Source organism: Pseudomonas sp. LG1D9 (genome assembly GCF_002949995.1).
Classification (GTDB): Bacteria; Pseudomonadota; Gammaproteobacteria; order Pseudomonadales; family Pseudomonadaceae; genus Aquipseudomonas; species Aquipseudomonas proteolytica.
In genome coordinates this window covers 4954310-4970217 of record NZ_CP026881.1, presented here as the reverse complement: position 1 = coordinate 4970217, position 15908 = coordinate 4954310, and the positions used below count along the sequence as shown (strand labels likewise).

General features: G+C 63.0%; 12 protein-coding genes. All 12 read left to right on the top strand.

Annotated features, from left to right (window positions below; translation table 11 throughout):
• Window positions 1-141: 141 nt before the first annotated feature.
• The 12 genes from C5F71_RS23250 (at window position 142) to C5F71_RS23195 (ending at window position 15300) form a co-directional block, all read left to right on the top strand.
• Complete coding sequence (locus C5F71_RS23250; RefSeq protein ID WP_104912046.1) at window positions 142-1581, top strand: undecaprenyl-phosphate glucose phosphotransferase; 1440 nt, start codon at window positions 142-144, stop codon at window positions 1579-1581.
• A complete protein-coding gene (locus C5F71_RS23245) occupies window positions 1581-3044 on the top strand; it encodes a mannose-1-phosphate guanylyltransferase/mannose-6-phosphate isomerase (RefSeq protein ID WP_104912045.1) in 1464 nt (487 codons plus the stop codon). The genes C5F71_RS23250 and C5F71_RS23245 overlap by 1 nt, the downstream gene beginning before the upstream one ends.
• Window positions 3044-3955, top strand: a complete 912-nt coding sequence (locus C5F71_RS23240; protein ID WP_092235414.1) for a glycosyltransferase family 2 protein — start codon at window positions 3044-3046, stop codon at window positions 3953-3955. Before C5F71_RS23245 ends, C5F71_RS23240 begins: the two co-directional genes overlap by 1 nt.
• Before the next feature lie 6 nt (window positions 3956-3961).
• Window positions 3962-4777, top strand: coding sequence for a polysaccharide biosynthesis/export family protein (locus C5F71_RS23235; RefSeq protein WP_104912044.1), 816 nt, complete (start codon window positions 3962-3964; stop codon window positions 4775-4777).
• 64 nt (window positions 4778-4841) lie between these two features.
• Window positions 4842-6821: an exopolysaccharide transport family protein gene (locus tag C5F71_RS23230; RefSeq protein ID WP_104912043.1), complete on the top strand. Its 1980-nt coding sequence runs from the start codon at window positions 4842-4844 to the stop codon at window positions 6819-6821.
• Entirely contained in the window at window positions 6821-8002 is a 1182-nt protein-coding gene (locus C5F71_RS23225) for a glycosyltransferase (RefSeq protein ID WP_104912042.1), read from the top strand. Before C5F71_RS23230 ends, C5F71_RS23225 begins: the two co-directional genes overlap by 1 nt.
• Window positions 7999-9339 carry a beta-xylosidase gene (locus C5F71_RS23220; RefSeq protein ID WP_104912041.1) on the top strand — a complete coding sequence of 447 codons (1341 nt, stop codon included), beginning with the start codon at window positions 7999-8001 and terminating at the stop codon, window positions 9337-9339. Before C5F71_RS23225 ends, C5F71_RS23220 begins: the two co-directional genes overlap by 4 nt.
• 25 nt (window positions 9340-9364) lie before the next feature.
• Complete coding sequence (locus tag C5F71_RS23215; RefSeq protein ID WP_104912040.1) at window positions 9365-10579, top strand: glycosyltransferase family 4 protein; 1215 nt, start codon at window positions 9365-9367, stop codon at window positions 10577-10579.
• Entirely contained in the window at window positions 10570-11673 is a 1104-nt protein-coding gene (locus tag C5F71_RS23210) for a glycosyltransferase family 1 protein (protein WP_104912039.1), read from the top strand. The genes C5F71_RS23215 and C5F71_RS23210 overlap by 10 nt, the downstream gene beginning before the upstream one ends.
• Window positions 11673-13076 (top strand): O-antigen ligase, encoded by a 1404-nt coding sequence (locus C5F71_RS23205; RefSeq protein WP_104912038.1) that lies wholly within the window; start codon window positions 11673-11675, stop codon window positions 13074-13076. The genes C5F71_RS23210 and C5F71_RS23205 overlap by 1 nt, the downstream gene beginning before the upstream one ends.
• The gene (locus tag C5F71_RS23200) at window positions 13073-13894 is read left to right on the top strand and encodes an acyltransferase (RefSeq protein WP_070995579.1); all 822 of its coding nucleotides are present in this window, start codon (window positions 13073-13075) and stop codon (window positions 13892-13894) included. Before C5F71_RS23205 ends, C5F71_RS23200 begins: the two co-directional genes overlap by 4 nt.
• Window positions 13894-15300, top strand: coding sequence for a lipid II flippase MurJ (locus C5F71_RS23195; protein WP_104912037.1), 1407 nt, complete (start codon window positions 13894-13896; stop codon window positions 15298-15300). Before C5F71_RS23200 ends, C5F71_RS23195 begins: the two co-directional genes overlap by 1 nt.
• Window positions 15301-15908: the final 608 nt, after the last annotated feature.

Below are 15908 nucleotides of genomic sequence, written 5' to 3'. Positions count from 1 at the left end.
CAAAAATACCTGCGAGCAGACAGGTAATTGCGTTTTACCCAGCGAAAGCAGTCGTTCGCATTGCACCACTTATAAAGCAAACCTGCCTTATGGATGAGCATACGAACAGGGAAGTCCTGGTGGTGCATTGAGGGATGATTTATGCGTGACAAGTCGTCAGTCGACAGCCTGTTTCTGACTCGTACCGGCTTTGTTGAATTCTTCGTGGTTTTCGTCAAATTACTGCACGGCCTGACGGCGGTCCTGCCGGCGATGATCCTGTTGTTCTATCCGGATCCGGTGGACCCGCAAATGCGTAGCCACTACCTTGGCCTGCTGCTGTTCTTTGCGATTCTGACCATCATTCTGTTCCAGGCCCTGGGGGTGTACTCCGAGGATCTGTTCAGCAACCGCCTGCGTTTTCGCGTGATGTTGGTCGCCTGGATTTCCGCGTTTTGCATCCTGCTGTTCATGTACCAGATCCTGCTGCTGTTCCCGCAGTTGAGCCCGCGCAACCTGATGTTCTGGTTCACCCTGAGCCTGATGTTGTTTGGCGTGGAACGCATCCTGATGCTGCGCCTGTATCGCAACCTGATGAAGAACGGCAAGTTCCTGCAACGCACGGTGATCCTCGGTTTTACCGACACCGCCGTGCATGTGGCCGAACACCTGTCGCGCAACAGTGATATCCGTTCCGGCCTGATCGGTTTTATCGACGACCGTACCGAGCGCATCCCCAAGGAATTGAGCAACCTGCCGTTGCTGGGCAACACCCGCGACCTGGAAAAGCTGATCAGGTCCGAACAGGTCAACCAGGTGATGATCACCCTGCCCTGGGCCGCCGAGCAGCGCATCAACGAGCTGGTCAAGCGCCTGCGGCAGATGTCGGTCAACGTCATGCTGGTGCCCGACATGGCGGCCCTGCGCTATGGCCACAACCGCATCACCGATGTCGGCGGCATCCTGATGTTCAACACCTCGCAACTGCCACTGCGCGGCTGGTCACCCTTTATCAAGCGCTGCGAAGACCTGTTGCTGGCCAGTGCCGGGCTGCTGCTGTTTTCCCCGATCATGCTGGTGACGGCCATCGCCATCAAGCTCGATTCCAAGGGCCCGGTGTTGTTTCGCCAGAAGCGTTTTGGCTACAACGACAACCTGATCCGGGTGTTCAAGTTCCGCTCGATGTACGTCGACCAGACCGACCGCAATGCCGAATGCCAGACCACCCGCCTCGACCCGCGCATCACCCGCGTCGGGCGGATTATCCGCAAGACCAGCATCGACGAGCTGCCCCAGCTGTTCAACGTGTTGCTGGGCAACATGTCGATGGTCGGCCCCCGCCCCCATGCCACTGCCACCAAAGCCGCCGGGATTCCTTTCGAGGAAGCCGTGAGCGAGTACAGCTCGCGCCACCGGGTCAAGCCAGGCATCACCGGCTGGGCGCAGATCAATGGCTACCGCGGTGAAACCGACACCCTGTTCAAAATTCAGAAACGGGTCGAGTACGACCTGGAATACATCGCCAAATGGTCGGTGTGGTTTGACCTGTACATCGTTTTCATGACGGTCCCGGCCGTCCTTTCCACCAAGGAAGTCTATTGATGAACACCCTCAACGGATTGATTCCCTGCATCATTTCCGGTGGCTCGGGCACGCGGCTGTGGCCGGTTTCGCGGCAGAACATGCCCAAACCGTTCATGCGTATGCGCGACGACCAGAGCCTGCTGCAGAAAACCTTCCTGCGCGCCAGCCACCTGCCGGGGGTCGACAGCGTGCTGACGGTAACCAACCGCGACCTGCTGTTTCGCACCCTCGACGATTACCGCGCGGTCAACACGGCCCAATTGGGCCTGGACCTGCTGCTCGAACCGTTTGGCCGCAATACCGCCGCCGCCATCGCTGTCGCAGCCCTGCATGTGCAAGAGTTTTTCGGCGGCGACGCACAGTTGCTGGTGATGCCGGCCGACCACCTGATCGTTGATGAAAGCGCGTTCGCCCAGGCCGTGGCCCAGGCCCGCGAATTGGCCGAAGCGGGTTACCTGGTGACCTTCGGCATCCAGCCCGACCGCCCCGAAACGGGCTTTGGCTATATCGAACAAGGTTCGGCCCTGGCACAGGGTTTTCGCGTCCAGCGCTTCGTCGAAAAACCCGACCTGGCCACCGCCCAAGGCTACCTGGACGGCGGCAAGCACCTGTGGAATGCCGGGATGTTCTGCTTCAAGGCCGCCACCGTGCTCGACGAGCTGGCGACCCACGCGCCAGCCGTGCTCGACGCCGCCAAAGCCGCGCTGGCGCACAGCACCAGCTTGCAGAACAGCAGCAGCCGCCAGCGCGAACTGAACCCGCAAGGCTTTGGCACCGCGCCAGACATTTCCATCGACGTGGCCCTGATGGAGAAATCCGCCCAGGTCGCCGTGGTGCCCTGTGACATTGGCTGGAGCGATATCGGCTCCTGGGAAGCCGTGCGCCAGTTGACCCCCTGCGACGACAACGGCAACCAGATCAATGGCGAAGCGATCCTGCACGACGTGCACAACTGCTACATCGACTCACCCAAGCGCGTGTTGGGGGCGGTCGGGGTGCGTGACCTGATCATCGTCGACACCCCCGACGCCCTGCTGATTGCCGACGCCAACCGCAGCCAGGACGTGCGCCATATCGTCGCCGAGCTCAAGCGCCAGAACCACCCGGCATTCAGCCTGCACCGCACCGTCACCCGGCCGTGGGGCACCTATACGGTGCTGGAGGAAAGCCCCCGTTTCAAAATCAAGCGCATCGTGGTCAAGCCCAAGGGCTCGTTGTCTTTGCAGATGCACCACCACCGCAGCGAACACTGGGTGGTGGTCAGCGGCGCGGCCATGATCACCAATGGTGAGCGCGAGATCCTGCTCAACATGAACGAGTCCACCTACATTCCCGCCGGGCACAAACACCGCCTGACCAACCCCGGCATCATCGATCTGGTAATGATCGAGGTGCAGAGCGGCGAATACCTGGGCGAAGACGACATCGTGCGCTTCGATGATATTTACGGCCGCGCGCCCGGCAGCGAGCCCCAGCCCTGATGCGTACTTCCCTGATCATCCCGACCCGCAATGCCGCCAGCCACCTCGACCGGCTGCTGCCGGCGCTGCGCATGCAAACCGTGCAACCCGACGAAATGCTGGTGGTCGACAGCGCATCGAGCGACGACACAGTGGCGCGCTTTCGCGAGTTCGGCGCCCGTGTCGAAGTGATCGACGCCCGCCACTTCAACCACGGCGGTACGCGGCGCTGGGCCAGCGAACAGGTGGGCGGCGATGCCCTGATCGTGATGACCCAGGACGCGATCCCGGCCGAACCCGAGACGTTCGCCAAGCTGCTCGAAGAGCTGCAACTGGACCCGCTCAATGGCGTTGCCTACGGCCGGCAACTGCCGCACCCCGGTGCCGGGGTGCTGGGTGCGCAGTCGCGGCACTTCAATTACCCGGCGCACAGCCGCAGCAAAAGCCTGGCCGATGCGCCGCAGTTGGGGATCAAGACGTGCTTTAGCTCCGACTCGTTCTCTGTATACCGGCGCAGCGCCCTGCAGGCCGTGGGCGGGTTTCCGGCCGATGTGATCGGCAGCGAGGACGCCTACGTCGCCGCGCGCATGCTGCTGGCAGGCTGGAAGGTGCAGTACGCGGCCAGCGCCCGGGTTTATCACTCCCACGACTACCGACTCATGGATGAGTTTCACCGCTACTTCGACATTGGTGTGTTCTACGGCCGCGAGCCGTGGATTCGCCAAGCGTTCGGCGACGCCGGCGGCGAAGGTAAACGCTATGTACTGGCCGAATTACGTGCCTTGCGCGAGGCCAACGCCTTGCACCGCGCCCCCGAAGTGGTGGTGCGCAGTGCCTTTAAATTGCTGGGCTATCGCCTCGGCCACCTTGAACGCTACCTGCCCAACTCGCTCAAGCAGCGCCTGGGCATGTTTTCCACCTACTGGACTTGAGCCGTCATGAAGACTACCAACCGACGTTCCCGTCTTACCCTGTTCAGCCTGTTGACTGCCTCGATCTGGCTGGCTGGTTGTTCGACCCCTGCGCGGGTGCCGCTTCCTGATGACAATACGCTCAAGGCCGGCCATCAAGCGGCGCTGACCTTGGCCGACCTGCCGCCCCCACAGGTGCTGATCCAGAGTGGCGACCTGTTGCGCATCGTGCGCGATGCGCAGGAGCCCGCGGCAGCCGACGACATGACGGTATTTGTCGTGCGTCCCGACGGGGTGATCTCAATGCCCAACATCGGTCGGATCAAGGCGGCATTGCGCACGCCTGAAGACCTGGGGAAGGAAATTACCGACAAGTACAAGCGCATCTACCGCGAGCCAGCAGTGACGGTGAACATCGCCAGTGCCCCAAGCAATAAGGTGTTTATCGGTGGTGCGGTGCCTAATCCGGCGTTTTTTGACCTGGCGGGCAATGTCAGTGTGGAGCAGGCGTTGCTGAGTTCCGGGGGAGTTTTGCCGTCGGCAGATAGCTCCAATATCGCGTTACTCCGTACCGGTACCGACGGCAAATACAACATGTACTTCATCAATTTGGAGAGCATGTTGACCAATCCCAATCACCCACGGGTGGCTTTGCAGCGTGGTGATTTGATTTACGTACCGCAGTCAACAATTGGAGCAACGGTAGAAGCCGTGGACATGTACTTCACCAAGCTGTTTCCGGTTAGCAAAGGGGTTGGCCTGGGCCTGAACTATCAGCTCAACGACACGGGTGTAAAAAACAGCGGCAATACATGTGGGAATGGTGCGGTATGCAGTTTTTAACACTTATCCAAACGCATCCTAAATCTCTAAAGAGTTTTCACATTCCCATCAATGGAGTGATCCTGTGATCGAAATCCGCTCTCTACGCGACCTCTTGCGGCTGTTTTTCATCTTCCGCCGCGAATTCAAACTGGCCGTGATCACCACGATTGTGGTGGCCGTGTTGGGTGCCTTCCTGCTGCCGGCTCGCTACGAGTCCGACGCGCGCTTGCTGGTCAAGCCAGGGCGGGACAACACCACATTGCCAATCGAAGCCGCCAACCGCCAGACGTTGATTGCGCCCAGCACCCAACACGATCCGATCGTGGATGAGGAGAAGATGCTCACCGGCCGGCCCATCGTGCATATCGTTGCCGAGCGCTACCTGGCGATGACGTCCGAGCCACCACAGGGCTTCTGGAAAGTCACCAAGTTCTACGTCAAGAAAGCCGCGGGTGAAGTGCTCGATGCGGTACGCAGCGTCCTGCAATTCGTGGGCCTGGCCGAGAAGCAAAGCCCGCTGGAACGCCTGGCGACCAAGCTGGAGAAGAACTTCGAAGCCGGCCACGAGCCGGGCTCCTCGGTGATCGAGATCTCCTTCACCTGGGACGATCCGGTCATCGCGCAAAAGGTCGTCGAGACCTGGGTCGATGCCTACCTCGAAGAGCGCGCGCGGATTCTCGGGCGCAAGAGCCTGCATACCTTCTATGAAGCCGAGCGCACCAAGGTCGCCACCAACATCCAGGGGCTCAAGGATGAACTGCAGGGCCGCTTGAAGCAGATCGATTCGATCAGCGTGGACGCGCGCCTGAAAAACCTGACCAACCAGATCGACCGCGTCACCGACGCCAAGGTCACCGCACAAAACCAGATCGCGGGGATCCGCAGCTTCCTGGCCAACGCCAGCCAGCAGATCAAGAACCAGCCAGCGGAAGTGATAACGGCCCGGGAAACCAGCCTCAACCCGACCCAGCTTGACCTCAAGCGCCAGCTCAACGCCCTGCAAGTGGAACGCGCGCGCCTGCTGCGCACCTACCTGCCAGGTACGCCGCAGGTCAACCAGATCGAGCAGAACATCCGCGACATGGAAGCTCTCAGCGCCCAGGAAGCGACACGCCTGGAACGCTCGCAAAACACCGCGCCCAACAGCCTGGTGATCAACGTCAAGCAGCAGATCATCGACGCCCAGTTGCAGGAGCGCAAACTGGCCGGGGAAATCGAGAACTACGACAAGACCCTCGCCGAACTGCGCGCCCAGCGTGACCAGGCGATGACCGATGAACCCGAACTGAACAAGCTGACCCAGCAACTGCGCACCGCCGAGAAAAGCTACGCGCTGTACTCGGAAAACCTCGAACAGGCGCGCATCGACCACGAACTGGACAGCAGCCAGATCAGCAACATCGCCCTGATCGAACACGCCACCCTTAACCCGGCGCGCGTGTTTCCCAAGAGCCTGCTGATTCTGTTGTTCACCATTCCTGCCGGCCTGGCCGTCGGTTTGCTGACCATCTATGTGCTGTATCTGCTGGACCAGCGCATCCACGATGGCGCGCGCTTGCAGGAAGTGTTCGGTATCCCACTGTGGAGCAGCATCCCCGATGTGCAACACGCCACGCCGGCAGCCCTTACCGCCAGCATCTATCGCCTGTACAGCCTGCTGCCCGCCGAGCGCATCGCCAGCGAGGGCTTTGCCCTGGGCCTGACCTCGGCACGGCATGGCGAGGGCGTGAGCTTTATCATCGAGCAACTCAAGCGTCTGCTGGAAGAACGCGGCCACCGGGTCTCGGTCAACGGCAGCGACGCCGCGAAGCCGGGTGAAGTGCTGCTGTTGGATGCGTCTGCCCTGTCGTCCAACCCGCAGGCATTCCTCACCCTGCGCCGCGCCGACCAGATTGTGCTGGTGATCGAAGCCCGCACCAGTACCGTGCCGACCATCGAGAACGCCCTGTCGTTGCTGACCACCGCGTTCGGCAAAGTCGACGGGATGATCCTCAACCGCCGCCGTTTTGAAGTGCCGGCCAATGTCCTGGCGCGGATCAACAGCTGGCGCGGTGCGGCCTGATGCGCATTGCGCTGCTGGCGCCACTGCCGCCGGAGCAGACCGGGATCGCCGACTACGCTGCGCATTTGCGCAGCGCGTTGCGCGAACAAGGCCTGGAGGTGCTGACGCCGCTGGAGGGTTGCCTGGACCTGGCGCAACAGCTGCAGCGCCTGCAAGCCTTTGACTGGCGCGGCGTGGACCTGGTGCATGCCGAGCTGGGCGGCGGGCGCTTTGCCGAGTTCCAGGCCCTGGACTACCTGCGCCGGGCCCAGCCGCAATTGCCGCTGACCGCCACCGTGCACGACCCGGAACGCCTGATCTGGCGCCGGGCCAAGCTGTTTTTCCCGCTGACCCTGCTCGAACGCCTGCCCCACCCGCTGCCCCAGGCGGCGGCGTTGCTGGCCGATCCATTGACCCTTTACGAAGAACGGCGCCTGGCAAAAAGCATGGGCCGCCTGATCACCCTCACCCGCCTGGGCGGCGACTGCCTGCGCCAGCGCATGGGCCTCAAGCCCGAGCAAGTGGCGGTGATTGCCCACGGCAACCTGCCCATCGCCCCCGTGGCCTTGCCGCCGTTGCAACCGCTGCGCCTGCTGTACTTCGGCTTTATCTACCGGGGCAAGGGCATCGAAGACCTGCTACAGGCCCTGGCCCGCGCCCTGGCCGCCCACCCGCAATGCCGCGGCCAGGTACGCCTGACCCTGGCCGGTGGCACCGCGCCGGAAATGACTTTCGACCCGGCCGGCAACTACCTCGATGGCCTGCGCCAACTGATCGCCACCCTGCACCTGGGCGATGTGGTGGACTGGCAACTGGACCTGCCTTCGGCCGATATCCCGCACACGATCCAGGCGCACCATGTGATGGTGCTGCCGTACCGCGAATCGAAAAAACTCGGCTTCCTCGGCCAGATGCGCGGCACCAGCGGCGCGCTGTCCTGGGCCAATGCCTGCGGGCGCGGGGTGATTACCTCCAACGCCCGCGCCTTCGCCGAAGAAGTTGCCGCAGGCAATGGCATCACCTATCAACAGGGGGATATCGCCTCGTTGAGCGATGCCTTGAGCCGCCTGATCCTCGACCCGCAACAGGCCCGCCAGTGGGCCGACCACGCTGCCGATATCGGCCGGCAGCGCCAGTGGGCCAGCACCGCCCAACGCTTTGCCGAGTTGTTCCAGGCCGTAGTCAAGGAGCCTTTGCGATGAACACGTCCCCTACTCGCCCGATGTGGCGCTACTTGCCATTGGTCATTGCCCTGGCCGTGGGCGGCGCGCTGCTGCTCAGTGAAAAGGTCGACGCAGAGCCGGTCAACCTGGCGCCCCAGCGCACCGTGGTGTGGCGCGAGTTTTTGGGGGTGAACGCGCACTTTCTGTGGTTCAAGCCCGAGCAGTACCAGAAGCAGATCCGCCAATACCAGAAACTGGGATTGGACTGGGTTCGCGTCGACCTGCATTGGGACCGCCTGGAACCCAAGGAGGAAGACTATCAACTGAGCACCTTCGATGAACTGGACCGCACCCTGACCGCCGAGAAGATCCGCTCGGTGTTCTACCTGGTGGGCTCGGCGCCGTTCATCACCACCGCCCCCAGGGGCGCGGAATTCCAGGACCAGTACCGCCCACGGGATGCCAACGTATACGCCCTGCGCCTGGCGCTGTTGGCCAAGCGCTACCCGAATATCAACGCCTGGCAGGTGTGGAACGAACAGAACCTGCCGAACAATTGGCGCCCGCAAGTGAATGCCGAGGAATACGCGCGCTTGCTGCTGGCCAGTCACCAGGCACTGAATATCGCCGCCCCGGACAAAATCCAGGTGATGGGCGGCATGGCCTACTACAGCCAGATGCCGCCGCGCGGCAAAACCCTGATGTTTGAAGCCCTCGGCAAAATGGGCGTACAAACCCTGGGCATGGTGGCGGCGTATCACCCGTATTCGATGACCCCTGAAACCGACGAACCAGGCAAGAACGAAGTCCTGCTGCGCGGCGACCAGCTCAATGCGGTGCTGCACGGTGCCGGGGTCAAGGATGTCTGGGCCACCGAGTGGGGCTGGTCCAGCTATAGCGGGCCCAAGGAAATGCAGGACCTGATCGGCGTCGACGGCCAGGCCGACTTCACCTTGCGCCGCCTGGCGCTGATGGCGTCCCAGGACTACCAGAAGATTTTCCTGTTTGCCCTGTCCGACCTGGATGAACGCGCCTCCGTGCGTGACCAGCACTACGGCCTGCTCGACCTCAACGGCGAACCCAAGCCGGTCTACAGCGCTCTCGCCCGCTTCCTTGAGATCACCGGGCCGACGCTCAAGCCGGGCGTCACCCCGGTGCTGGAAGACGTACCCAAGACTTTTTACAGCGTGGCCTGGACCCGCGAAGACGGTAAACACCTGTTGATGTACTGGAGCGCTGAAGGCACCAGCATCACCTTGCCCAAGGTACAGCGCGCCGAGTTGCTGGACCCGCTGACCGGCGCCAGGCAGGCCCTTAACGATTACAACGGCATTCGCCCCGTGGTGAAACCGTCGTTGCAAATACTGGTGTGGTAGCACGCCCAGGCATGGAGAGCTGCACGTGAGAATCCTGTGGATTGTGCCCTATCTGCCGTGGCCGATGACCAGCGGCGGCAAGACCCGGCAATACCATTTGCTGCGTACCTTGAGTGAGCGCGGGCACCGCATCACCTTGCTGGTGCAATCAAAGACGCCGGCCGACGCCGCCGTGCACGCCGCCCTCGAGCCCCTGCTCGAACGCTTGATCGTGGTACCACGCCGACCGCTCAAACACCCCATGACCCTGCTCGCCGGAGTGTTTGCGCCCTGGCCGTTGCTGACCACGGTCAACGGCCTGTCACCGGTGTTGCAGGCGCGCTTTGGCGAACTGCTGGACGAAACCTGGGATGTGATCCAGGTCGAGCACAGCTACAGCCTGCAACCGTACCTCAGTGTCCTGCGCCAGCAATCGCGGGACTTCGTGCTCACCGAGCACAACCTGGAATCCAGCCTGGGCGGCGCCACCTATGACCGTTTCCCGAAGTGGGCCGGGCCGTTCGTGCGCTACGACCAGTGGCGCTGCCAGCAGTGGGAGCGCAAGGCGTTTGATGCGGCGTGCCATGTGGTGGCCGTAACCCAGGCCGACGCCCAGGCCATCGGCCAACTGACCGCCACCCCGGTGAGCGTGGTCGTCAATGGGGTCGACAGCCGTGCGTTCAGCGCGGTCAGCGCCGATGCGCAGAGCCAGCGCCTGTTGTTTGTCGGCAACTACGAATACGCACCGAACCTCGATGCGGTGCAGTGGCTGCTCGACGAAATCTTCCCCAGGGTCTGGTTGCAGTGCCCCAGCGCCCGCCTGGCGGTAGCTGGCTTTGGCTTGCCCGAGCACTGGCGTGAGCGCTGGCCCGACGAACGTATTGAATGGCAGGGCTTTGTCCCCGACCTGACCGCCTTGCAACGCCGCTGCGCAGGTTTTGTCGCCGCCCTGCGCCACGGCGGCGGCTCCAAACTCAAAGTGCTGGAGGCAATGGCCGCCGGCCTGCCGCTGGTAAGCACCGCCCAGGGCGTGTCCGGGCTGGCGGTCGAGGCGCAAGCACACTATCTGCCTGGCGAAAGTGCCGAAGCCCTGGCCGAGGCCATTGTGCGCCTGCTGGACGAGCCGGCGCTGGCCAGCCAACTGGCGAATGCCGCGCGGGACTACGCGCGCAACTATCACGACTGGGCGGTGGCCGGTAACGAACTGGAGCAGATCTACCGCACCTTGCCCACCCAACAGGAGCCCCAAGCATGCGCGTAGCCCTGGATTACCGCCCCGCCACGGTCGCGCCTTCGTCGGGCATCGCCCGTCAGGTCCTGGCCCTGGAGCAAGCCTTGCGCGCCCGGGACAACACTGAAGTGGTGCTGTTCAGCGAGGCGCCGCTGGATCATCCCCAGCGCGACACCGCGGTTTGCCCGCCCTGGGCCAGCCCGCTGGAAGGCCTGCAACGCCCCCAGGTACGGCTGCGCTTTGAACGCGGTTTTTTGCCCCGGGGGATCCACGAACAGCGGATCGAGTTGTACATCGCCACCGCCAATATGGGCTTGCCCTTGTGCCGCAAACCCGCCGGCACCCGCTATGTGCTGGTGCTGCACGACCTGTTCCAACTGACCCATCGCAACTTCCATCGCTCCCGGCTCAAGGCCGTGGCCTACCGCCTGATCGATGGCGCGTCGATTGCCTGGTCGGTGTGGCAGGCGGACCGGGTGTGGTGCCCGTCGCAGTTTTCGTGCGATGAAGCCGCGCGCCTGTTCCCCTGGGCGCGGGCCAAGTTCCGGGTGTTGCACAACTTGGTGCCGCAGTTCACCGAAGCACCCGAGCCGCTGCCCGAGGGCTTGCCCGCGCGCTACTGGCTGGTGGTGGGCACCCGTGAGCCACGCAAGAACATGGCGTTCTTTCTTGCGCAATGGCAAGCCAGCCGTGCCAGGGACCCGAACGTGCCGGACCTGGTGCTGGTCGGCCACGCCAGCGATGTGCCGGCGACCCTCGGCGACTTGCCCGGCCTGCATTGGCGCAACGGTCTGTCCGACGGCCAGTTGCAGGCGCTCTACCGGCATGCCGCGTACCTGTGGCAGCCTTCCTATGCCGAAGGATTTGGCCTGCCAGTGGTGGAAGCACTGAGTGTCGGCACGCCAGTGGCGGTGGCCCGTGGTTCGGCGCTGGATGAAGTGGCGCCCCCCACGGCGGCGCGCTTTGCGCCCGACGACGCCGGGCAACTGCAAACATTGATGGTGTCACTGGCAGCGCCCGGGACCACGGCCGACCCCGAATTGCAACGCACGTGGGCCCGGCAATTTGCCGAACCGGCCTACCGCCTGCGCCTGGATAAACTGCTCAAGGAATTGAACCGCTAATGCTGCCAGGAAAACTCGTTAGTCTGCTCCTGGGCCTGATCTTCGGTGGCTTGCTGTTGGCACTGCCGCCGATGAAGGTCTTTATGATCGTGGTCGGCCTGGGCGTGGCGCTGACCCTGATCCGCAAACCCCTGTGGGGGCTGCTGATCTTTGCCGTCTTGGCCACCAGTATTCCCTATACCACCTTGCAGTTGGGGATCCGCACCACCATCAGCGAAGCGGTGCTGGGCCTGACCTGGGCCGGGGTGTTCTGGCAATCGTTTATCGGCAAGACCCGTAGCTTCATGGTCTGGCGCCCCACGGAGCGGGCCTTGATGTGGCTGATGCTGTTCAGCACCATCCCGTTTATCTGGGGCATGATCATCATCCACGCCGAGGGCAACGGGCCGGTCAACTGGGTGCGCTGGCTGATGAACCTGTCGCTGCTGTTTATCGTGCCGCTGCTGCTGCGCACCGATGCCGACCGCGACAAAGTGGTGGTCGCCCTGCTGCTGGGCAACCTGGCGATGCTGTCGCTGTCGATCTTCATGTTCCTCAAGACGCGCAATGCGATGTCGATGATCGACATCCTCACCGACCTCAAATACGCCCACCCCGAGGCGGTGAAGGACATCTTCTCGGCCAACTACAAACGCATGGCCTCGCCCTGGGTCCACCCGAACCTGACCGGTGGCGTGCTGGTGCTGTTCATCCCTCTGGCGCTGTTTTACGGCTGGACCCGCACCGGCTGGCGCCGTGCCCTGGGCCTGGCGGTGGCGGTGCTCGGTTGCGCCGGCCTGCTGCTGAGTATCTCCCGGGGCGCGATTGTGGCCCTGGCGCTGATCCTGATCTGGCTGACCTACAAGCGCGTGCCCCACAGCGGGCGGATTATCGGCATCGGCGTCGCTTTTGTGATCGCCCTGGTGATGTTCTATCCGCCGTTGCAGGACCGTTTGATGACGATGTTCTCGACCACCAACGCCAGTACCGAGATCCGCTTCGACGAGTACGCCGGGTTCCCCGATGTCATGGCCAAGTACCCGCTGGGCATCGGCTTCAAGATCGACCCACCGGTGCCGGGCAGCAACTTGCTGGGGATTTCCAACCTGTGGCTGAACTTCATCTACAAGATCGGCATTCCCGGGATGCTGTTGTTTATCGCCGTCACCGTGTTGTGGTGGCGTGAGGTTCGGCCGCTGGGCTCGGTGCGTAAAGTCACCGCCGACAACGCACTGTGGCTGGGCTGTGTGTGCGGTGTACTGGCGGCGCTGCTGACCGGGATCTTCGACCACTACTTCAGCTTCACCTTTGTATTGATCGCGCTGTTCTGGCTGTTGATGGGCATCAGCCTGCAACAGGTGCGCCTGAACCCGACCGTGACCGCTTCTGCTCCTGTTTCCGTGCCAAAGGATAGCCAACCATGAAACATCGCACTATTCACTCCCCCGACCTGCGTGACCGCCTGCCCGCCTTGGCCAGCGAACTCGGTGTGAGCCTGGAAGACTTGCAAGATGGCTTGGCCTGGTGCCTGGCCAACGAGGTGGTTTTTGAAGAAGGCGAAGGCAGCAACAAACTCTTCTGGATGACCTCTTTCGACGTGGAGCCGACCATTGGACATCCGGTGGCACGCCGCTTGTTCCATCGCATGAAACAGGATGTCCCGGCGCAGTTCCTGCCGATCTATGGCAAGAACTGGGCAACCCTCAAGGACCGCTGGCGCAGCGCCTGGGACATGGCCTACAACATCCTGATCAACAAGATCCCCAGCCACCACATCCGTATCGGCTGGCTGCGCCTGGGCGGCGCGAAGATCGGCAAGGGCTCCAGCCTGTGGCGCAACACCGAGGTGTTGGGCATCCACAACCTCAGAGTGGGCGACGACACCGTGATCGGCTGGCATTGCCAGGTGGATGCGCGCTCTGGCCTGGTGATCGGCAACCATGTGGCGATTGCCTCCCATGTGCTGATCATCGCCGGCAGTCATGACTTGCAGGCGCCGGAGTTCTGGTCGATTTCCGGGGCGATTTACATCGACGACTACGTGTGGATCGGCAGCCGGGCACTGATCGGTTTCGGCACCCATCTGTGCGAAGGCTCGGTGGTGACCGCCAATACCGTGGTGGCCAAAACCGTCGCGCCGTACAAAATTGTCGGCGGCACCGGTGCCAAAGTCATGGGCGAACGCGTTCGCGGGCTGAACTACAAGGTGGGTGGCAAGGGCCTGTTCACCCTGTTGCACTGATGTTTGGCAGCACCCTGTGGCTGACCCTGGCGACCCTCGCCGGGCTGGTGGCCGGCTTTGCCCGGGAATGGCTGCTGGTCGCGGCCTGGGGTGCAGGCAGCCGCAGCGATGGGTTCCTGGTGGCGGTGTTTCTGCCCGAAGCGCTACGCATGACCCTGGCTGCCGGCTTGCTCGCAGCGGCTGCCCTGCCCCTCTATCAACAACGTGATGGGCAACGCCAGCAAGCGTGGTTGGCCAGCCTCTCGCCGCGCCTGCTCGGCGTGGGCCTGGGTCTGTTCGCCCTGCTGGCACTGGGCGCGCCATTGTGGGTACGGCTGATCGGCCCGGGGCTGGATGCCGCCGCCCACGACCAGGCCGCCGCCAACCTGCGCTGGTTGGCCGCCTGTGCGCCGGGGTTGGTGATGCATGGCCTGTTCAGTATTCCGTTGCAGGCGCGCCAGCGCTTTGTGCTGCCGGGGCTGGGTTCGTTACTGTTCAACCTGCCGCCGGTGCTGTACCTGTTTATCCAGGGCACGGCCAGCGACAGCGAAGAACTGGCGCTGTGTTTTTTTGCCGGCAGCGTGTTGATGTGCCTGCCCCTGCTGGCACCGGCCTGGTCGTTCGGCTGGCGCCCCTGGCAGCTCAAGGGCGATGCCCAGGCCGGCCGCGAGCTGCTGGGACGTCTCGGTCCGCTGTTGGCAAGCAATGTCGCCAGCCAGGGCCTGGCCTTGCTCGAACGGCTGATCGCCAGCTACCTGGGCGAAGGCGCGGTGACCTGGGTCAACCTGGCGCGCAAACTGATCAACCTGCCGTTGATTGCGCTGATGAGCCTCAACCAGGTGCTGCTGGGGCTGATGAGCGGCGAACAGGGCCAACAACGCCTGGCCTTGCTGCGCCGTGGCCTGGACGCCGCGACCCTACTAAGCCTGCCGGCCGCCCTCGGCCTGATTGGCGCGAGCCCCGTGCTGATTCACCTGCTGATGCCGGCGCAAAGCGCCGACGGCCCGCTGCCCGCCCTGCTTGCCTGGTTCGCCACGCCCCTGGTGTTCGGCGCCTGGAACGCCATGCTCGCCCGCTATGCCTACGCCAGCGGCGATACGCGCCTGCCGCTCAAGTGCGAACTGCTGGGCAGCCTGGTCAATGCCGGCCTGCTGGTAGTGCTGCCGTACTTTTTCGGCCTGCCGGGCATCGCCTTGGCGGCATTGGGTGGGGTGATCGTCACCAACCTGCTGCTGATGCAACGCCAACACCTGCTCGGGCAACTGGGCTGGCCATTGCAGTGGGGGCTGAGTGTGGTGTTGCTGGGAGCAGCGGCGCTGGTCCTGCACCCAATGCACAGCGATGGCTGGCAACTGGGCTTGAGCACCCTGGCAGGCGCCGGAGTGCTGCTGGGGTTGGGGCTGTGGCTCAAGCCGTGGAAGGCGTGAGCTGCGCATAGCAAAAAGGCAACGCGCGGAGCTGCTGCCTGTGATGGCGGTGGATCAGCCAATAGATTCGGTGGCTGATACGCCGCTATCGCGAGCAAGCTCGCTCCTACAGGGGATATTTGTCGGGGGCAGTATTTTGTGCCGCAGCACCAATCAAAGGTGGGAGCTGGCTTGCCTGCGATGGCGGTGTGTCAGTCGACAGTAACAGTGCCTGAACTACTGCTATCGCGGCATAGGTATCTACACAACTTTCAGAAGCTGACGAACTCCCCCGTGGCGAGCGGGCTTGCCCCGCGCTGGGCTGCGAAGCAGCCCCAAAACCAGCCGCCGCGGTGTATCTGGTACAACGCATTCGGCTTATTGGGGCTGCTTCGCAGCCCAGCGCGGGGCAAGCCCGCTCGCCACAACTGCGCTATCTGCCTGGATTTAGGCGTTGCGGCAAAGTTGTGTAGATACCTATGGCTATCGCGGGCAAGCCCGGTCCTACAGGGGATTTTTGTCGGGTGCAGTATTTTGGCCGTGACACCAATCAAAGGTGGGAGCTGGCTTGCCTGCGATGGCGGTGTGTCAGCCGACAAAAACAGTGCCTGAACTACTGCTATCGCGGG